The following is a 19,261-nucleotide window of genomic DNA, read 5'->3' as shown; positions in this document are numbered from 1 at the left end:
TGGCGACCGCCGCCGCGCCCACCCGCCAAGATCATCGGGCTGTGGGATCCCCCGAATTCCACACTAGTGCGCGGTGAGCAGGGGGAACAACGCCAGTTCGGTGGCCTGTGGACAACTCGGCGGCATGTGGACGAACGGTCCACACGGGTTGGCGGCAAACGGTTCTTTGCCGGTTGGGTGGTGGAACATCCGAATTGACCGCGCGCCTATGGTTGCAGGGTGAGAGCAGTCGAGGTCGAAGACCTTGTCAAGCTGTACAAGAAGAACCCCAAACCTGCGGTGGACGGCCTGAGTTTCAGCGTCGAACCCGGAGAGGTGTTCGGCCTGCTCGGTCCAAACGGGGCCGGCAAGACAACCACGGTGGGGGTGCTGACGACGCGGGTGCTGCCCACGTCGGGAAGGGCGTTGGTGCACGGCGTGGACGTGGTCTGGGACTCGACCCGGGCCCGGCAGATCCTCGCGGTCGTCCCCCAGCGCAACAACCTGGACCGGTCGCTGAGCATCCGGCAGAACCTGCTGTTCCACGCCGCCTACCACGGCGTGCCGCGCGCCGAGCGCACCGCGCGCGCCGACGAGATCCTGGACCGGATGGGGCTCGCCGACCGGGCCAAGGACCGGATCGACCTGGTCTCCGGCGGCCAGGCGCAGCGGGTGATGATCGCCCGCGCGCTGATGCACAAACCCAAGGTCATGTTCCTGGACGAGCCGTCGACCGGGCTGGACCCGCAGGCGCGGCTGTTCGTCCACGACCGGGTGCTCGACCTGCGCGCCGAGGGCGTCACCGTCGTGCTGACCACGCACGACATGGACGAGGCCGAGAAGCTGTGCGACCGCATCGGCATCGTCGACCACGGCAAGCTGCTGGCCCTGGACACCCCGGCCGCGCTGACCCGCGGCCTGCCGGGCAGCACGACTGTGAGCGTCACGGTCCACCTCGGCGGCACGGACGGCGCCGTCGTGGAGAAGGCGCTGGCGGACATCGACGGCGTGGAGCGCGTCGAGCGGATCGGGTCGAGCGGACCGGCCCCGGCCGCGCTACCCCCCGGCCTGCCCGCCGCGGCGATGGCCGCCATCGCCGCCAAGGCCGCGGAACTGGCGACGGCCCCGCAGACCGAAGGCGTGTACCGGCTGTACACGGCACTCGAACCGGCGGTGGTCCTCCCCCTGGTCCTGCGCGTCCTGGGGGACGCGACGTGCGAGGTGACCGACCTGTCGATCGGCACGCCGAGCCTGGAGGACGTCTTCATCCACCTCACCGGACGGGAGCTGCGATGACCGAGACCGCCGAGATCCGGTCCAGCACACCGCTGCGCACCTTCGGGTCCGTGCTGTGGCGGGACACGTTCGTCACGGGCCGCGAGTTGCTGCCGTTCCTCGCCCAGGTGATCGTGCAGCCGTTCTTCACGCTGTTCATCTTCGGCAAGGTCCTGGTGAACCTCGGCTACGTCGGCGGCGACTTCGCGGCCATCCTGCTGCCGGGAATCGTGGCCCTGAACGGGTTCCTGGGCGCGCTGCAGAACACGACCATGCCGCTGATCATGGACTTCTCCTGGACCCGCGAGATCGAGGACCGGCTGCTGGCACCGATCCCGATCGCCTGGGTGGCGGTGGAGAAGATGCTGTTCGGCGCGCTGCGGGGCGTGGTCGCGGCCCTGGTGATGATCCCGATCGGGTTCCTGATCCTGGACGGGGTGCACTGGCCCGCGTCGGCGTGGATCCCGGTGCTGCTGATCGTGATCCTGGGATCGCTGGTGGGGGCGGCGATCGGGATGACGATCGGGACGTCGGTGCAGCCCCGGCAGATCAACATCCTGTTCGCGGTGATCCTGATGCCGCTGATGTTCACCGGGTCGACCCAGTTCCCGTGGATGGGCCTGGCGAACCTGCGGTGGTTCCAGGTGATCTGCGCGCTAAACCCGCTGACGTACGTCAGTGAGGGGATGCGGGCGGAGTTGGTGCCGTGGGTGCCGCACATCCCGATCTGGATCAGCCTGCTGGTGATGGTGGTCGCCTGCGGCGTCTTCGGCTTCTTCGGCATCCGCGGCTTCCTGCGGCGGGCGCTGGACTGAGCAGGACCTGGCCGGGTCTGTCAGGACCCGGCCAGGTGCTGTTGCAGGAGGGCGTGCCGGAACTGGTACACGGCACCGACTTGGCGCAGGATCCCGCGGGCGTGCGCGTCTTCGAGGAACGACAGCAGGCGGCGGGGCAGACTCCCACGCAGCAACCACGTTGTGGTGCGGAACGCGGCGGCTGCGTGCCAGGTGAAGGCACTGACAAGCAGCGGCGCGAGCGCCACATCAACGATATCCGGCTCGCCCCGGTACACCAAGACCAGCAGAATCCAGAGGCTGATGTAGCCGGAGCGATTGGCCTTGGCGAACCCGACGTCGGCGGCCAGTGATTCCCGCATGGTCGGGAGCGCGCGGCCGGACAACCGGTTGCGCACGTTGACCAGGTACACCAACCAGCCGGTGAAAACGCTGAAAGGCAGGAAGACAACCACCAGAATGAGGATGGTCAGCATGAAGGGGCTGGGCCCGGCAGGGGTGCCGCCTACTGCCAGCTCGTCCCGCCAAACCAGGTGATCCTGCCACGCCAAGATTCCTCCCCATGCAGCGAGCACGAGGAACACCGTGGTGGCGACGACATACCGCAGAACTGTCGCCCGAGTATCCACAGTGGAGGTCAGCCAACCCGGATTCCTGGAGCGGGTGGGGATGGCCAGGCCGAGCACCCCGCCGAGAGCCGCGCCGACACCCGGATCCAGGCCGACAGTGCCCCCCAGCGCGCCGCCCGCCAGTACGCAGAGCCAGACCACGGGCAAGAACAGTCGCAGGGCGATGCGGCGCCAGCCGGTCAGGGACTCGTGTAGGCGCCACCAGGCGAAGTCGACGGTGTCGCGGGCGGTCATGTCCTTGGCGAGGAAGGTCAACCACGCCGTGGCCTGTTCCGGGCGGTAGGCGGGGCTCTGCGTGGTGCCGAGGTCCGGGTGGGGGCGCGGGGAGTAGGCGGCGGGCAGGAGCGCGGCCAGCAGGTGGCGGCGGACGGCGTCGGCGTCCGGGAGCGAGCAGAGGTCGGCGGGGTCGGTTTCCGTTCTGGCGTAGGCGAACCTGGCCAGCGAGGTCATGAACGGGGACGACAGCGCGTCGGTGAGCGGGCCGCCCGCGCGCACCGCCGCGAACACCGGCGCCCAGCGGTCCTCCTGCCCCGGACGCCGCAAGAAGTCGACCACTTGCCCCGGCGTCACCGGGGCCAGTTCGACGACCAGCGCCGTGCTCAGCGGACTCCCCGTCGCGCGCACCATCTCCTCGTACTCCGTGGCCCGGCAGGTGAGCACGAACGGCGCCCCACCGTCGAACGCCGTGTTGATCTCGGCGAGGGCGGCGGCCCGGCGCGGCTCGGGGATCTCGTCGAGGCCGTCGAGGACCGGGAGGAGCTTCCCGGCGCCGAGCAGGTCGCGCCAGGCCTTCGCGGACGCGGTCTTCGGGTAGTCGGCCGCAAGCCGGTCGACGATCCAGTCGCGCAGCGGCGAGTCCGGGTCCCACGACGACAGCGGCAGCACGATCGGGACCGGCGGGTCACCGGTCAGCAGGTCGATGGCCAAGAACGTGGCCAGCACGGTCTTGCCCGACCCGGGCTCCCCGATGATGACGAGCTGCCCGCGCGGCAGCTCGTCGCGGAACTTGGCGGCCAGGTCGCGCAGGTCGCCGTCCGCGCGGACCCGGATGGGTTTACCGCCGACGGCGTCCCCGAGGATGGCCGTGGCGGGCGCGGACACCGGCCGGTCGGTCGCCGACCAGCGCACGTTCAGCGGCGCCGAGAGGCTGATCCCCCGCGCCTGCAACTCCGCCCGCCACTGCTCGCGGACCTGCCCGGCGAACGCCGCCAGGTCCAGCGACGCGGGTTCGCGTTGCAACCACAGTGCCCCGACGAAGGTCAGCACCCCGGCGGTGAGGCCGAGGAGGGCCGCGACGGGCCAAGGGACGAAGTTGGCCAGGGCGCTGAGCACGCCCGCGACCACCAGCCCCGCCGCGACCCACCATCTGACCGACATCGGGGGACACAGTAGCTACAGCTCCGGCCCCTTGGCACGCAGGTCGTCGACCTTGCCCATGGCCTCGCGCAGGTCGGCCAGCCAGGTCTCGGCGTGGTCGCCGACCAGGCGGACGGCCCAGGACAGGGCGTCGGAGCGGGACCGGGCGACACCGGCGTCGACGAGGGTGTCGAGGACCAGGCGCTCGGGTTGGCGGAGGCGGGTCATGACGGGGACGGACAGGGTGGTGAACAACTCGGTCGTGCCGCCCAGGGTGGCGCCCCAGGCGACCTTGCGGCCGTAGCGGTGCTCGGCCTGGCGCGCGATCTCGATGCGCTCGTCGCGGGTCTCCTCCCGCCAACGGGCGATCCGACCGGACTCGGCAGCCGCCTGGGCGGCGTCGTCCGGGTATTCGCTGGTCAGGTTGGCCAGGGTGCCCACGACCAGGATCTCCTCCCGGTCGACCGTCACCTCCGGCTCGCCGGTGAACCACTCCGGCAACCTGCCGGAGAACCAGGCCGCGGCGTCACCCGCGGGTGGGACGTCGGCCTGCTGCCTGCCGCCGCGGCCCCAGTGCTTGCGCATGTCAGCTCCCTTGATTACATGATTACATCACTGCTCAACTTACGCGTAAATCACTGGTGCGGGCAGGCGTGTTCGTCCAAGGTGAACCCATGAGTCTCACCGGCACTCTCGTGCGCCTGCGCGCGCTCGAACCCGACGACGCGGACCTCATCTGGCACTGGGACCAGGACGAGGGCTCGATGCGCTGGCTGGTCACGTCCTACCCGGAGTCCCGGCAGGCCATCCGCAAGCGGATCGAGGAGCGCGTCAACGGCTACGAGCGCGTGGTCTTCGGCATCGAGGAACTCGCCGACGGGCGGCTGGTCGGCATCACCGCCCTGCGCGACACCAACCCGGAGAACGGCCGCGGGACCCTGGACCTCTACCTCGGGTCGACGGAGGACCAGGGCAAGGGCTACGGCACCGACGCCCTACGCGTCCTCTGCCGCTTCGCCTTCAACGACATGCGGCTGCACGCCATCGGCCTGACGGTGGTCGCGGAGAACGAGTCCGCCCGGCACGTCTACCGGAAGGTCGGGTTCGTCGAGGAGGGCCGCACCCGCGAGACCTTCCGGCGGGACGGGGAGCTGCACGACGAGGTCATCATGAGCCTGCTGGCCCGGGAGTTCACGGGTAGATAGCGAGCCAGATCGCGATGTAGTGCAGCCTGGTCGCACGCGACATGGGCTTGTAGGCGTTGCATGGGGTCTGACCTGGCGTTTTGCTTCTCGGTAGTTCTCAACGGGTCTCAGGGCTTGCTGCCCTCTCACGGCCTGTGGACGGCCTGGCTTGTCCCAAGCGGACAGCCGGGCCGTTCGGCGTTCCCGGGGCACGTACCCACGGTGCGATCCGCGCCTACGGGGCTGTCGAGCTAGGCAGAGTATGGCGCGGATCGTGCCGTGGGCTCCCGGGGTCCAGGGGCGGGGTAGCCCCTGGTACCTCGCAAGCCGCGGGCAGCTCCGGCCGTGCCGCCTGCGCGGCGTGGCAGCCGAGCACCTGCCAGGCCGCGCCGCGCGCCCGCGCGGGCGGAGCGAAGCGGGAGCCCGCGCCGTGGCGCGATGAATGCTGCCTCCCGGCAGGGTGACCGGCCCACCCGCCGCGCCGCGCAGGCGGCGCGGCCTTGATCCCATAGAGCCAGGTTCAGCACTGCATCAACGTGAGCAGTTCTCGATAAGAGACGATATTTAGTCACACAGACCACGGGGGATGCACTCTCGCCACACGCAGGCGTATCGTGTAACGATGGCAAAGTTTGACGACCGTCTAATAAATGGGAATCAGGGAGCTGTGCTCTATCTCTCACGTCCCGCCAATAAGACTTTATCAATTCGGAATGCAACAGGAACGATTGAAGCAAGCTCCGGTTCAGCAGCGCTCGTCGTCAATCTTGCATCATACGAGAAGAATCTGGATGAACTACTACAGGCCGCTGTTGCGCTGGCTCAACAAGCCCTGGACCGCTGGGCTATCCACGGAAACATGAGCCGCGTACTGGATCCTTCTGAAGACCGTCACATCCTTTGGTGGTCAGACAGCAGCGTCGGAAGGTCATGCAGGATGCATACCTCATACGGTCTGACCATGACGCTTAGTGCCGAAGCTCAAGTCCAAGACTCGAACGGCAATATTCGACCTTCGCTGCCACCGTCGCCCCCTGCCTGGCACCTCAGCTTTCGGTACTTTCGATTGGCTCAGTCGACAACAGACATGGTTGACGCTTTTAGAAACTACTACTTGGCACTTGAGGCGATTTTAAGCACGATCGAGCCTCCTCCACTCCGGGCAGATGGCCGTCCGGCTGGCAAAGAAAAGGACTGGCTAGATGCCGCCTTTCGGGCAGCAGCCAAGCTGGTCAACTTTGCCGACTATGCGCCACCAAACACACCCAATCCTGACAAGTTTGTGCGTTCTGACATATACGCCAATGCTCGAACTTTGACTTTCCACGCGAAGGCTGGAGCACTAGTGATGCTGCCACACGAGCATCAAACCCGACAGCGTCTAAGAACCTCCGTAAAGCGCCTGCGTCAACTGTACTTGGACCTGACTCAAGCTTCTCTTGGGTTCCGACACATCGGCGGAGGAGGATTAACAACGTCGGGATTCGAGATGCTGGCCAGCACCTATGAAGGCCACGCCCACCTCTACGTATCCAGCCAACCAGTTCAAGAGCGCCGACCAGGAGAACCGGTTACACCCGACGACTTGTTGGCGATCCCGATGTTCCGCTCTGCCGATCAGTCTGACGATACGCACGTCACCTTCTCCGGGAAGATCCCTTTGAAAGACACGAGCACTAGAGTTCGCCAGTTTGGCGTTGCCGATCAAGCCAATACTTTGATCTACGAGGACCTCGGCGCCACATTGGATCTAGAAGGCTTCGCGCACGCCGAAGTAGTCTTCGATTTCCGCCACGACGGCGCATCGGGAACTGGCATTCGACATCACTCCTAACCTATTTTTCGATGTGCCCGCATCCCAGTATTCGAAGATCGCAATCAAACCAGGGACAGTGCACCGCTATAGACACCCGGCGCCGTTGCGATAGTCGACAAAGACTCAATGACATGGCGGCCGCCAGAGATATCGGAGACGATCGCGCCTGCTTCACGCGCGATAAGAACGCCCGCTGCCGTATCCCAGGCCTTATTAGAGAGAATGATTGCGGCATCGGTGCGTCCTTCGGCGACCCAGGCTAGGTCGATGGCGGCGGAGCCGAACATGCGGATGCGTTCGACGTTGGCGGCTAGGCGGGCGGTGATGGCCAAGCGTTCGTGATTCTTCTCCTCGGCGTGGACGCCTACGGCGTAGTCGCCTAGGGAGACGATGGCGGACGAGAGGTCTGTGGTGGTGCTGGCGCTTATGGGGCCGTGTTGGTTGTGGGCGCCTCCACCTTCTGTGGCGGTGTAGTGCATGTTGAGGGCGGGGAGGTCGATGACGGCGACTACGGGGCGGTTGTTGGTGACCAGGGCTAGCGAGACGGCGTAGAGGGGTAGGCCGTGGACCAAGTTGGAGGTGCCGTCGATGGGGTCGAGGGTCCAGACGGAATCGCTGGAGGTCGCGGTGGTGCCTTCTTCTTCGCCTAGGAAGCCGATGTCGGGGGTTTGTTCGGCGAGGTAGGCGCGCACGGTGCGTTCGATGGTGATGTCGAGGTCGGTGACGCGGTCGCGGTCGCCTTTGTCGCGGACGGTGAGGGGGCCTGCGCGGGCGATGAGGTCGCGGGCGATGGTGACGGCGTCTTCGGCGATCTTGAGGTGGGCCTGGTGCTCGTTCACGCGGTGACCTCTCGGGATCGGGTCCATAGGGATTCGAAGACTTGGCTGAACGTCTCGTAGAGGCCCGGGGTCTCGCCGCGTTCGGCGACCAGGGTGGGGGACTCGAGGCCTCGGCCGTCAGGTAGGTACGGCTGCACCACGCATAGGGCGTCGTCGACGATGGTGATATTGAAGCGGATGGTCTCGTCGTAGACGTGCAGGCGTAGGCGTGGGCTGGCGTCGGGGGTGAGTTTGAGGGCCACGCGTCTCATGGCGCCGATGTTGACGTCGGTGAGGGTGGACAGGAGGGTGTCGGGGTGGCCCTCCTCTGCGCCGCGTCGGCGGATAGCCTCGCCTGCGGGGTCCAGGAACAGGCAGTCGACCTCGGTGCCGTTCTCGATGAGGTCAATCAGGTCGCGGTCGGGGTACTGCTGGCACAGCAGGTTCAGGGACAGGCCGACCATGCGGATGCTGCGGGCGCCGTCGAATAGCTTGTGGGGCGGCATGTGGTGGTGGAACTCGGATCGGCTGGTGTAGGCCGCGGTGAGTCCTGCCAGCTCCGAGCGCACGGTGGGGGCGGCCTGCGCGACGGGCTGGGTGGGAGTGGGCTCGGGGATGAAGTCCATGCCGCCTAGGTAGGGCTTGAAGAGCTGTTCGGCCGACCAGTTCGGGAACATGTTTTCCAGAATCCGACAGTGGTCGGCGTATGGCAGACCGAGGAGTTCACCGGAAATCCACCGGTAGAACTGAGCCTTGCTCGGGTAGCCACCGATCAGCGACGGATCGACCTTTTTCGCGGCCCGATCGTATTCGCGACAGAAGGCACGGTGGCCCTGTAGGTGGCGCTGCTTGAGCAGCACTTTCAACAGGATGGTCGTCTCGCTCATCGGGGCCTCCCACCTCGGTGGACTCCTCGACGCTACCACACAGACGAGACATAGACGAGACTACGTGAGTGTCAGGTGAGGCCAGGCGGGACTACGGCGGTGTCTCGACGGGACTCATCAGCGCCGAAGCTGTAGTCAGCGGCCGGAGCAGGTCGCAGACACAGCGGAGGTACTGACACCAATGGGTATGAGCAAGGGGCACCGATTCCCCGTCGAGTTCTCGGACGCATTTCCTGACGGTCTTGTCCTCATCGGCGAAGTCGCGCCGGACAACGAATACCAGTCACGAGAAGACAGGGCGGCGGGTCGGCCGGTGCGGCAGCGGATGGACGAGACGACCGGGCAGCGGCAGTGGAAGGCGAAGGTCACCGACCCGAGCGAGCCGAACGCCAAGCGGGCGTCGTTCGAGTTGACGTTGGTCGCCGACGTGCAGCCGGTGCCGACCACGGCGGAGGTTCTGCCGGGGATGCGGCCGATTGAGCTGGTCGGGCTGACCGCGGAACCGCGCATCGCGGGCAACGGTGAGTTCAAGTACCAGGCGTACGTCTACCGGGCCACCGGGTTCGCGGCGGCGGCCTCCAGCAGCGCCAGGGCGGGCAAGGCCGCGGGCGAGACGTCGGGCAAGGCGGCGTAAGCCATGGCGCAAGAACCTGCGACATCGGCCGTGCCGTTCCGCGAGTGGCCCGGGTGGGGTCGGGACTGGAACGTCCCGCCGGTACCGGGCGAGATGGTGGAGCGCTGGCAGGACGCATACCGGCGCTTCGGCCAGGCGTACGAGGGGACGGCCAAGCGTCCGCCCGGTGATGTCGGCGCGGCGAAGGAGATGGCGGACGCGTCGTGGAACGTGGCGGTGCTGTGGCGGGAGATCGCCGGGACGGCGGGCCTGCCGTGGTGGCTGCTGGCGGGCCTGAACGCGGCAGCCCAGGCGTTTGAGCAGCAGGCCCGGGACTGGCACGCGCGCTCTCGGATCGATGTGGACGTCATCCCGGGCCATCCCCGCGCGCGGCGTGACAGCGGGAGGCGATAGCGGTGTCCGGTGGGAGGGTCAGGATTGGCACGGGGCAGGGTGAGATTCGTCTACTGCGTGCCGCGCATGAGGCACTGGTGGCGATCCGCCCGGCTCCGTTGGCGCCTGCCTCGGAATGGAGGGCGTACTACTACCACAGCGCGTCCACCTACCGGGAGATCTCCCGAGTGGACACTGGCAACGCATCCGAAGCGCTGTATTGGGCTGAACGCGAACACGAGAAGGCGCAACGGTCGTTGGACGAGATCCCGACCGACGCGATCGGAACCGGACCGCACAAGGTGGTCCGATTCCGGTCTCTCGACGCACTGTGCAGGGAGCTTGATGACACGCACCCGAGGATCAGTGCGCAGCCCTCCGTTTGGTTGACCTACCACCAGTCCTGCGCGGAGCTGTTCGCCGCTGTGGCGGAGATCGACCGGTGGAACCACCATCTGGCGCTCTACTACGCCGAGAAGAGCCGACGGGCCGCGCGGGAAATCCAAGGCAAGGAAGTATGAGACGACTGTTGTTGGCCTGGGGTACCGGCTACGTGACCGGTGTGGTCGTGGCGAACGTGTACCGGCGGTGGCGGCGCCGCGGCTTCTACCCCAGGGCAAGAGACCGGTTCATGAGTCCCTCGGACACGTGGACGGTTGAAGACCACCGGGACTACACCCGGTTCTGCCGAAGATGGGACCGGGTCAACAGCGCCCGGGAAACCTGCCGGAACCTGATGAGCCGGGCGACCTTAGGGGTGTACCAACCAGAAGATCTGGACTGAAAGTCCATACAGGGGGCGAGAAACCGCGCGTGGGTCGTGCGGCGATGTCGCGCGTCTTCACTGCGCTTTCGGGAAATGTAGGCCACAGAAGCGGATGTGGTTTGGCGGCCTTCTCCGCTTCTGTGCCTGTCCACTCGGGGAGTAGACGTGGCAAGGGTAATCCAGAACTCGGGTGCTTCCGCAAGGGGGCTAACTCGAACGCGATGCGGTCAGTGCAAGCGGTTCGCCCGGTTGCTTCCGGGGGACACGCAGTGTGCGTCCTGCATGGGCGCCTTGGCGTTGGTGTTCAGCAGTGTCGCTCACCCGTCCCACGCGGTCGTGCGGGGTGGTTGGTGATGGGTAGCGGCAGGTGGGTTGATCCGGCGCCGTTGGAGGTGGCGCGGCCTCGGTTGCCGTGGTGGACCATGCTCCCGCGCTGGGTGAAGCTGGTCCTGGTCCCCGTTGCGCTGGTCATCGTTGCCGTGTGGGTGGCGGCGAGGGTGGTGCGGGTGGCGTGGTTCTACCCCGTCTCGGTCGTGCTCGGCCTGCTTGCCCTGCTGCTCTACCGGTGGGGTGGGCTATGGCTGCTCGGGTCGGTGGTGTTCGTGGTCGGGGTGGGGTTGTTCGTGTGGTGGTGGCGGGACAAGCCCCGGTTCGATGTGTGGTTGCGGTGGCCGCGTACGGAGTTCCGGCGGGTGGCGGTGTACGCGCATCAGTGGCGGACGGTGGCGCGGTTGTCCAACCTGACCGCCTCCGCGAAGGGCCGCGAGTACCTGCCCAGACTGCGGCGGACCAGGTCGGAGGGCTGGCGGGACCGGGTCCGGGTGCGGATGGTCAAGGGCCAGGCCCCGGAACAGTGGGAAGCTCGCGCGTCGGGCCTGGCACACGCGTTCGGGTCCAGGTCGTGCCGGGTGCGGGTGATCCGACCCGGGGTCATCGAGCTGGACCTGGTGCACTCCAACCCCCTCGCATCACCAGTGGCGCTGCCCGCGATGGGCACGGAATCGGGGGTGGATCTGCGGCGGGTGGTCGTGGGCCGGACCGAGACCGGCAAGCCGTGGCGGCTGCGGCTGCTGGGCAACCACCTGCTCACGGTTGGGGTGACGGGTGCGGGTAAGGGGTCGCTTCTCTGGGCTGTGGTGTGGGCGTTGGCGCCGCTGGTCAAGGCGGGTGCGGTGCGGCTGGTGGGTATCGACCCTAAGGGCGGGATGGAGCTGGGCCAGGTTCCGGAGGTGTTCGACCGGGTCGTCTATGACAACGGCGAAGCCGCGGTGACCCTCCTCGAAGAAGTGGCCGCTGAGGTGCGGACACGGGCGGCGACGTATCGGGGTGTGCGGCGGCTGTGGGCTCGGGAGACCGGGGAGCCGTTCACACTGCTGGTGGTCGACGAGTTGGCGGACCTGATCGCCTACCAGACCGACAAGCGCCTCCGAGAGCGCGCTCAGACGGCGTTGCAGACCATCACGTCCCAGGGCCGGGCACCCGGGTTCGGTGTGTTGGCGTTCGTGCAGGACCCGCGCAAGGAGATCGTGCCGTTCCGGAACCTGTTCCCGACCCGGATCGCGATGCGCCTCGATGAGGCGACCCAGGTGGACATGGTCCTCGGCGACGGACTGCGGGCTCGTGGCGCCAACGCGCATGAGATCAGCGAGTCCACCCCAGGTGTCGCCTGGGTCAAAGTGGACGGTCAACGCGACCCGGTTCGGGCACGGGCGTTCCACGTCACGGACACGAACCTGGTCGAACTGCGGCACTACATCACCGGCGGGTCGGCGACGATCGTGCCGTTCCCGGACCGGGCTCCGCGTGAGATCGACGGGGGGACGGCGGCATGACCGACACCAACGTTGCCCAACTACCGGCCCGGGGACCGTTGTCGACGGATGTGGTGCGGGCGACCGCTGAGCAGCACGGGGTGTGCGTACGGCCCTTCACCATGGAAGTCACCGACCCGGAAACCGGTGCGGTGAAGTACATCGGCGTGCCCTGTGGCTCCACAGTGGAGTCTGTGTGTCTGCCGTGTGCGCGCAAGGCTCGGGCGCTGAGAATGGTCCAGTGCCGGGAGGGATGGCACCTCACCGAGGAACCATCAACGGCCGCGGCCAAACCCACGGATGATCAGCGGGCCTTGGTGGAACTCCGAGCGGACCTCGTGGCGGCCTACCGCGATGCAATGGGAGCGGACGCGGACGACCTACGGGAGGAGATCCGCTCGGTCGACGCTGAACTTCACCAGCTCGGCGTCCGAGGGCGGTTGCCCAACCCCGACGGGGCGGCCAAGCGGGCTCCCGTGCGGTCGACCAGGCGGCGGCAGGACGCGCCCAACCTGCCTCGGCGGCGGGTGGAGAAACACACCCTCGGTCGCGAGTTCGCGGGCCGGTTCCGGCCGTCCATGTTCGTCACCCTCACGTGCGACACCTACGGGCCGGTGCGCTCGGACGGCTCACCGGTCGACCCCGGGCTCTATAACTACCGGCGGGCGGCTCGGGACGCGGTGCACTTCGCCTCCCTGGTCGACCGGTGGTGGCAGAACCTGCGCCGCGTCGTGGGCTGGGACGTGCAGTACTTCGCCACCGTCGAGCCCCAGCGACGGGCGGCACCGCACCTGCACACCGCGATCCGCGGTTCCATCCCGCACGAGGTGATCCGGCAGGTCACCGCCGCGACCTACCTACAGGTCTGGTGGCCTCCGCATGACGAAATGGTCTACGGCGACGGCCTGGTGCCGGTGTGGGACGGGGAACGATTCGTCGACCCAGCGACCCGGGCACCGCTCACGGCCTGGGCGGACGCGGTGGACCAGGTGGACGAGCCCGCGCACGTGGCGACCTTCGGCACGCAGGTCCACTCCAAGGGCATCCTCGGCGGCTCCGAGGAAGCCGGACGGCACATCGGCTACCTGACCAAGTACCTCACCAAGTCCACCGGAGAAGTCATCTCGGCGAACACCAGCTCGCAGCGGGATCACCATGACCGACTCCACGCAGAGCTGTTGGTGACGCCCTGTTCGCCCCGGTGCGCGGTGTGGCTGCTCTACGGCATCCAACCCGTGGGAGCCACCAGCCGAACTACACCGGGGCACTGCAAGGGCCGCGCGCACCGCCGGACCACCCTCGGCTTGCCCGGCCGACGCGTTCTGGTGTCGCGGAAGTGGTCGGGCAAGACGCTGTTGCAGCATAAGGCGGACCGGGCCGCGTTCGTGACGGAGACCCTGGCCGCGGTGGGCATCGTCAAACCCGTCCGGGACACCTCCGCCCTGGTCTGGCGCAAACTCGCACCCGGCGACCGCAACGCACCACCCCGGGATCACCTCGTCATGCGCGCCATCGCCGAACGAGTCACCTGGCGCGCCGAGTACGAACGAGCGCTTCTCGCCGCGCAAGGGCCACCAGGCGCTACCGCCGATGTTTCAGCAACTCGCCAACTGGCCGCGTGACCTGGGGGAACGACATGGACAACCTGCGATCCATCGACCGGCTCTGGACCGTCGACGACGTCTCGGCATACCTCGGTGTGCCAGCCAAAACGCTCTACCAGTGGAAATGGCGGGGTGAGGGGCCGCCGGTGCGGAAGGTCGGAAGGCACCTTCGGTACGACCCGGCCGCCGTGCAGGCGTGGTTTCTCGCGGACGCGGCCTAATACCAGGAAGGGAAGTTGATGGCTCATATCCAAGACCGTTGGTACCGCAAGGTCACGGACCCGAAGGACGGGAAGGTACGGCGGGAGAAAACGGCCCTCTACGGCAAGGGTGACCGGTACAAGGTCCGGTACCTCGACCCCGAAGGGCGGGAGCGGTCGAAGTCGTTCCCGGACCGCAAGAAGAAAGACGCCGATGACTTCCTGATCGCGGTCGAGAACGACAAGCGGGAGGGGAAGTACGTCGACCCTGAACGAGCGCGGATGGGCTTCGTGTCCTTCGCCTCCCAGTGGGTCGACTCCCAGACGTTCGACTACACGACCCGGGAGCGGATCTCGGGGCGGCTGCGGGTTCACCTCTACCCGTTCTTCGAGAAGAAGTCCCTCGGCGCGATCAAGCCGGGCGAGGTGCAGGCGTGGCTGCGGGAGTTGCAGGACAGGGCCGTGTCGGTCAACTATCGGGTCCTGCTTTTCACCCATCTGGCGTCGATCCTCAACGCCGCAGTCGACGACAGGCGCATCCTCGAGAACCCCTGCCACGCACGGAGCGTCACAAGGCCGCAGGTCGAGCGGAGGCGAATAGCTGTCTGGTCTACCTCAAGGGCCTCGGCCGTTCAGGACGCCCTACCAGACCGGTTCAAGATCGCGGTACCGATGGGGGCGGGGTTCGGGCTGCGGCAGGGCGAGATTTTCGGGCTCTCGCCGGATGACCTCGACCGGGAAGCGGAGGCGGTCAACGTGGTCCGCCAAGTCCGGCTCGTCGGGAACCAGCCCGTTTTCGCCCCACCGAAGCGGGGGAAGACCAGGAGCGCACCTCTCGCCGGGGGTCTGCTGCGGGTGCTGGACACGTACATGGAGCGTTTCCCGCCTACGACGCTCACCCTGCCCTGGCTGCACCCGGGAGGGGAGCCGGTCACCGTGCGGGTGATCATGGTCGACCAGGACGGCGGGGCCTGCCGACGCGGCGCGTTCAACCTGCGCGTCTGGCGACCGGCGCTGGCGCGGGCCGGAGTGGAGAGCCCGACTCGGGACGACGGTATGCACGCGCTGCGACACCTGTTCGCCTCGGTCCTGCTCGACGCGGGCGAGTCGGTCAAGGCCGTCGCCGAGTACCTCGGGCACAGCGACCCGGGATTCACGCTGAGGGTCTACACGCACCTGCTGGCCAGCAGTCACGACCGCACCCGCCGGGCTGTGGATGCCTTCATCGGCGGTCTCCACCCGGGTGACGGCCTACAGGCGGCCTGAGGGGGCGTCAGCACCCCATAACCGCAGCTAGGGGAAGATAGCCAGCCAGATCGCGATGTAGTGGCACGCTGCGGCCAGCACGGTCGCGGCGTGGAAGAACTCGTGGTGGCCGAAGGTGGTGGGCCACGGGTTCGGCCACTTCGTCGCGTAGAAGACCGCGCCGACGGTGTAGAACAGGCCGCCCACCAGCAGGAGCACCAGGGCCGCCGCGCCCGCGTGGTGCAGCAGTTCGGGCAGCACGAAGACGGCGACGTACCCCAGCGCGATGTAGATCGGGGTGCCCAGCCAGCGCGGGGCGTGGGGCCAGGCGAGTTTGAGGCCGACGCCCAGCAGCGCGCCGCCCCACACCACCGACAGCACGATGTAGCCGGTCGGGCGGTCCATCGCCAGCAGGCTGAACGGGGTGTAGGTGCCCGCGATGAACACGAAGATCATCGAGTGGTCGAGGCGCTTCATCGTGGTGCGGGCGCGCTCGGTGACCCACCAGCGGCGGTGGTAGAGCGCGCTCACGCCGAAGAGGCCCAGCACCGTCACGCCGTAGACCGAGGTGGCCAGCGCCGCCAGGGGCGAGATCGTGGCGGCCACCGAGATCAGCGTCCCGCCCGCGGCGAACGAGACGAAGAACGACCACAGGTGGATGACTCCGCGCATGCGCGGTTTGCCGTGACCGGCACTCGGCCGGCCCTGCGTCGGTGCCGTCACGTCAACCAGGTTACGGACCCGTAGGTTATTCCGCTCGAGGAGTGTGCCGTGGCTCACTCACGACCAGCCGACGACCTCCCGGTGCTCCACCGCCAGGCACCGGTCCACCACGACGTCCAGCCCGCCCTCGGCCGCGATCCGGGCCGCGTCCGCGCTGATCACGCCCAGTTGCAGCCACAACGCCCCCGCCCCGACGGCCACCGCCTCCTCGGCCACGGCGGCCGCGTGCTCGGGTCGGCGGAACACGTCCACGACGTCGATCGGCTCCGGGACCGCGGCCAGCGACGGGTACGCCGCCAGCCCCTCCCACGACGTCAGCCCCGGGTTGACGGGGAACACCGTCAGCCCCGCCGACCGCAGGTACCGCGCCACCCCGTGGCTGGGCCTGCCCGGGTTGTCGCTGAGCCCCACGACGGCGATGGTGCGTGACTCCCGGACCAGCCGCTCGATGACGGCGAGGTCCTGCCATACCGGATCGATCCCCATGCGCTGCACGTCCCCAGTGTGCCCCCGAATACACCTCGGCGGCGTAACCTGATCGGCCGTGAGTCTCCGTAGGCGCGTGGCCGACATCGTTTATGGCATCTACGAGAAGCGGCTCGTCCAGCAAGCGGGCGGGCGAACCCCGAGGCACGTCGGGGTCATGCTGGACGGGAACCGCCGCTGGGCCCGCGAGGCGGGGTTCACCGACGTCAACGACGGCCACCGGGTCGGCGCCCGGCGCATCGCCGACTTCCTCGGCTGGTGCGAGGAGGCCGGGGTCGAGGTGGTGACCCTGTGGCTGCTGTCCACCGACAACCTCAACCGCGACGAGTCCGAGCTCAAGCCGCTGCTGCAGATCATCGGCGACGTGGTCGACGAGCTGGCCGAGCCCGGCGCGCCGTGGCGGCTGCGGGTCATCGGCGCGCTCGACATCCTCCCCGAGGACACCGCGACCCGGCTGCAGGCCGCCGCGGGTCGGGCGGCGGGCCGCGAGGGCATGGAGGTCAACATCGCGGTCGGCTACGGCGGCAGGCGCGAGATCGCCGACGCGGTCCGCAAGCTGCTGCAGCAGCACGCCGAGGCGGGCACCAGCATCGAGGAGCTGGCCGAGGTGCTCGACGTCGACCACATCGCCGAGCACCTCTACACCTCCGGCCAGCCCGACCCGGACCTGGTCATCCGCACGTCCGGCGAGCAGCGCCTGTCGGGCTTCCTGCTGTGGCAGTCCGCGCACTCGGAATTCCACTTCTGCGAGGCCTACTGGCCCGATTTCCGCCGCACGGATTTCCTCCGCGCCTTGCGCAACTACGGAATCCGGCACCGCCGATTCGGCTCGTAGTCGCTACTGGGAACCATTTCAGTCCTTTAGTGCATACCTGCTCGTCACCGCACCCGGTCGGGCACGCTGCGTGAGCACGGCGGGGCGGGTCGGACACGGGCGGCCGAATGGCCGCTGTCGCAGGTCGACGACTGTGGTATGTGGACGGTCCGGGCACGGCGCGCGGTCGCGTGGCTGCGGGATGTCACGACGGTGACGAAATAGGAAATCACCTGTGTGGCAGCGTGCCGATTGTCATACCGCGCAGGTAACTTGCGAAGTGTCGGGCCGTGTCCACTGCGGTCCGGCCCGGGAGGTCCTGGTCGTGAGCGTTTCGATCACGAGGGGGCCGGCACCCGGTCCCCGTGGGGGAGCAGGTGGGCGCCGGTAGCCACACCCGGCGTCGACTTGGCGTAACCCGACCGGGGCCGGTGCCCGGCCCACCGAGGAGCGGATGCGGTGCCGCGTCCGCGAGGAGTTGCCGTGACCGCTTCGCGTTCGCCCAGGCGCACCGCAGACCTTTCCTCAAGCGCGGTCTCCCAGGAGGCCGACTCAGCCAGGCGCACCTACGTCCTCGACACCTCCGTGCTGCTCGCCGACCCGTGGGCGCTGACCCGCTTCGACGAGCACTCGGTCGTGGTCCCGCTGGTGGTCATCAGCGAGCTGGAGGGCAAGCGACACCACCCCGAACTGGGCTGGTTCGCCAGGGAGACGCTCCGGCTCCTCGACGACCTGCGGCGCAAGCACGGCAGGCTCGACGTCCCGATCCCGGTGGGGGACGGCACGCTGCACGTCGAGCTCAACCACTCCGACCCGTCGGTGCTGCCCCCCGGCTTCCGCACCGACGGCAACGACGCGCGCATCCTGGCGTGCGCGCTCAACCTGGCCGCCGACGGCCTGGCGGTCACCCTGGTCACCAAGGACATCCCGCTGCGGGTCAAGGCGGGCGCGGTCGGGCTCGACGCGGACGAGTACCGCGCGGGCGAGGTCTCCCCGTCGGGGTGGACCGGGATGAGCGACCTCGAGGTCCCGGTGGCCGCGGTCGACGCGCTGTTCTCCGCCGAGCACGGCACCGTCGACCTGGCCGAGTTCGGGGTCGCGGTGGACCTGCCGGTGAACACCGGTCTGCGGTTAATGGCCGGGACCAGCAGCGCGCTGGCCCGGGTCACCGCCGACAAGCAGATCCGCCTGGTGCGCGGCGACCGGGAGGCGTTCGGCCTGCACGGCCGCTCCGCCGAGCAGCGCGTCGCGCTCGACCTGCTGCTCGACCCGGAGATCGGGATCGTGTCGCTGGGTGGCCGGGCCGGTACCGGCAAGTCGGCGCTGGCGCTGTGCGCGGGCCTGGAGGCGGTCATGGAGCGCGGCCTGCACAAGCGGGTCGTGGTCTTCCGGCCGATGTACGCGGTCGGCGGGCAGGACCTCGGCTACCTGCCGGGCACGGAGAGCGAGAAGATGCAGCCGTGGGCCCAGGCGGTGTTCGACACCCTGGGCGCGCTGGTCGGCAAGCCGGTGATCGACGAGGTGCTGGGCCGGGGGATGCTGGAGGTCCTGCCGCTGACCCACATCCGCGGCCGGTCGCTGCACGACAGCTTCGTGATCGTCGACGAGGCCCAGTCGCTGGAGCGCAACGTCCTGCTGACCGTGCTGTCCCGGCTGGGCTCCGGCTCGCGGGTCGCGCTGACCCACGACGTCGCCCAGCGCGACAACCTGCGGGTCGGGCGGCACGACGGCATCGCGGCGGTGATCGAGAAGCTGAAGGGCCACCCGCTGTTCGCGCACGTCACGCTGACCCGGTCGGAGCGGTCGCCGATCGCGGCGCTGGTGACCGAGATGCTGGAGGACCACGCGCAGTGACGTGGTGGGGCGCC

At 68.1% G+C, this 19,261-nt stretch carries 19 protein-coding genes; 13 read left to right on the top strand and 6 right to left on the bottom strand.

The annotated features are described in order from the left end of the window. The first annotated feature begins 219 nt into the window (after window positions 1-219). The gene (locus V5P93_RS04385) at window positions 220-1,275 is read left to right on the top strand and encodes an ABC transporter ATP-binding protein (RefSeq protein ID WP_104477088.1); all 1,056 of its coding nucleotides are present in this window, start codon (window positions 220-222) and stop codon (window positions 1,273-1,275) included. Next, the gene (locus tag V5P93_RS04380; protein ID WP_104477090.1) at window positions 1,272-2,069 is read left to right on the top strand and encodes an ABC transporter permease; all 798 of its coding nucleotides are present in this window, start codon (window positions 1,272-1,274) and stop codon (window positions 2,067-2,069) included. The genes V5P93_RS04385 and V5P93_RS04380 overlap by 4 nt, the downstream gene beginning before the upstream one ends. A gap of 20 nt (window positions 2,070-2,089) precedes the next feature. Here the strand turns inward: V5P93_RS04380 and V5P93_RS04375 are convergent, their stop codons facing one another. Together V5P93_RS04375 and V5P93_RS04370 are read right to left on the bottom strand one after the other, a co-directional pair. Beyond that, entirely contained in the window at window positions 2,090-4,054 is a 1,965-nt protein-coding gene (locus tag V5P93_RS04375) for an NACHT domain-containing protein (protein WP_104477092.1), read from the bottom strand. A gap of 15 nt (window positions 4,055-4,069) precedes the next feature. Then, window positions 4,070-4,618 carry a hypothetical protein gene (locus V5P93_RS04370; RefSeq protein WP_104477094.1) on the bottom strand — a complete coding sequence of 183 codons (549 nt, stop codon included), beginning with the start codon at window positions 4,616-4,618 and terminating at the stop codon, window positions 4,070-4,072. A gap of 89 nt (window positions 4,619-4,707) precedes the next feature. Between V5P93_RS04370 and V5P93_RS04365 the strand changes: the two genes are divergently transcribed. Together V5P93_RS04365 and V5P93_RS04360 are read left to right on the top strand one after the other, a co-directional pair. Then, window positions 4,708-5,238, top strand: coding sequence for a GNAT family N-acetyltransferase (locus tag V5P93_RS04365; protein WP_104477096.1), 531 nt, complete (start codon window positions 4,708-4,710; stop codon window positions 5,236-5,238). Between the two features lie 601 nt (window positions 5,239-5,839). After that, window positions 5,840-7,051, top strand: a complete 1,212-nt coding sequence (locus tag V5P93_RS04360; protein ID WP_146107924.1) for a hypothetical protein — start codon at window positions 5,840-5,842, stop codon at window positions 7,049-7,051. A gap of 44 nt (window positions 7,052-7,095) precedes the next feature. Here V5P93_RS04360 and V5P93_RS04355 read toward each other — a convergent pair whose 3' ends face one another. Beyond that, window positions 7,096-7,872, bottom strand: a complete 777-nt coding sequence (locus tag V5P93_RS04355; protein ID WP_245931046.1) for an inositol monophosphatase family protein — start codon at window positions 7,870-7,872, stop codon at window positions 7,096-7,098. Beyond that, window positions 7,869-8,738 carry a DUF5919 domain-containing protein gene (locus V5P93_RS04350; RefSeq protein WP_104477100.1) on the bottom strand — a complete coding sequence of 290 codons (870 nt, stop codon included), beginning with the start codon at window positions 8,736-8,738 and terminating at the stop codon, window positions 7,869-7,871. The genes V5P93_RS04355 and V5P93_RS04350 overlap by 4 nt, the downstream gene beginning before the upstream one ends. 181 nt (window positions 8,739-8,919) lie before the next feature. Between V5P93_RS04350 and V5P93_RS04345 the strand changes: the two genes are divergently transcribed. From V5P93_RS04345 to V5P93_RS04315, 7 genes are all read left to right on the top strand, one after another. Continuing rightward, on the top strand, window positions 8,920-9,372 hold the full coding sequence (locus V5P93_RS04345; RefSeq protein WP_104477101.1) for a hypothetical protein: 453 nt from the start codon (window positions 8,920-8,922) through the stop codon (window positions 9,370-9,372). A 3-nt stretch (window positions 9,373-9,375) separates the two neighbouring features. Beyond that, window positions 9,376-9,765, top strand: a complete 390-nt coding sequence (locus tag V5P93_RS04340; protein ID WP_146107925.1) for a hypothetical protein — start codon at window positions 9,376-9,378, stop codon at window positions 9,763-9,765. A 2-nt stretch (window positions 9,766-9,767) separates the two neighbouring features. After that, window positions 9,768-10,265: an AMED_5909 family protein gene (locus tag V5P93_RS04335; RefSeq protein WP_281261639.1), complete on the top strand. Its 498-nt coding sequence runs from the start codon at window positions 9,768-9,770 to the stop codon at window positions 10,263-10,265. A gap of 667 nt (window positions 10,266-10,932) precedes the next feature. Continuing rightward, entirely contained in the window at window positions 10,933-12,342 is a 1,410-nt protein-coding gene (locus V5P93_RS04330; protein ID WP_245931048.1) for an FtsK/SpoIIIE domain-containing protein, read from the top strand. Beyond that, window positions 12,339-13,943 carry a replication initiator gene (locus V5P93_RS04325; RefSeq protein WP_104477107.1) on the top strand — a complete coding sequence of 535 codons (1,605 nt, stop codon included), beginning with the start codon at window positions 12,339-12,341 and terminating at the stop codon, window positions 13,941-13,943. Before V5P93_RS04330 ends, V5P93_RS04325 begins: the two co-directional genes overlap by 4 nt. Before the next feature lie 14 nt (window positions 13,944-13,957). Further along, window positions 13,958-14,146: an AlpA family transcriptional regulator gene (locus V5P93_RS04320; RefSeq protein WP_104477109.1), complete on the top strand. Its 189-nt coding sequence runs from the start codon at window positions 13,958-13,960 to the stop codon at window positions 14,144-14,146. Between the two features lie 18 nt (window positions 14,147-14,164). Continuing rightward, the gene (locus V5P93_RS04315; protein ID WP_104477111.1) at window positions 14,165-15,391 is read left to right on the top strand and encodes a tyrosine-type recombinase/integrase; all 1,227 of its coding nucleotides are present in this window, start codon (window positions 14,165-14,167) and stop codon (window positions 15,389-15,391) included. A gap of 27 nt (window positions 15,392-15,418) precedes the next feature. Here V5P93_RS04315 and V5P93_RS04310 read toward each other — a convergent pair whose 3' ends face one another. Together V5P93_RS04310 and V5P93_RS04305 are read right to left on the bottom strand one after the other, a co-directional pair. Next, the gene (locus V5P93_RS04310; RefSeq protein ID WP_104477112.1) at window positions 15,419-16,042 is read right to left on the bottom strand and encodes a hemolysin III family protein; all 624 of its coding nucleotides are present in this window, start codon (window positions 16,040-16,042) and stop codon (window positions 15,419-15,421) included. 108 nt (window positions 16,043-16,150) lie between these two features. Then, window positions 16,151-16,579, bottom strand: coding sequence for a CoA-binding protein (locus tag V5P93_RS04305; protein WP_104477114.1), 429 nt, complete (start codon window positions 16,577-16,579; stop codon window positions 16,151-16,153). 58 nt (window positions 16,580-16,637) lie between these two features. Here V5P93_RS04305 and V5P93_RS04300 point away from each other — a divergent pair, with 58 nt between their 5' ends. Together V5P93_RS04300 and V5P93_RS04295 are read left to right on the top strand one after the other, a co-directional pair. Then, on the top strand, window positions 16,638-17,414 hold the full coding sequence (locus tag V5P93_RS04300; RefSeq protein WP_181043317.1) for an isoprenyl transferase: 777 nt from the start codon (window positions 16,638-16,640) through the stop codon (window positions 17,412-17,414). A gap of 462 nt (window positions 17,415-17,876) precedes the next feature. Continuing rightward, window positions 17,877-19,247 (top strand): PhoH family protein, encoded by a 1,371-nt coding sequence (locus V5P93_RS04295; RefSeq protein WP_104477117.1) that lies wholly within the window; start codon window positions 17,877-17,879, stop codon window positions 19,245-19,247. Window positions 19,248-19,261 lie beyond the last annotated feature (14 nt).

It is taken from the genome of Actinokineospora auranticolor (assembly GCF_041897805.1).
GTDB classification, from domain to species: Bacteria; Actinomycetota; Actinomycetes; order Mycobacteriales; family Pseudonocardiaceae; genus Actinokineospora; species Actinokineospora auranticolor.
The sequence above is the reverse complement of the archived record's forward strand: the minus strand, read 5'-3'. Positions and strand labels throughout refer to the sequence as shown.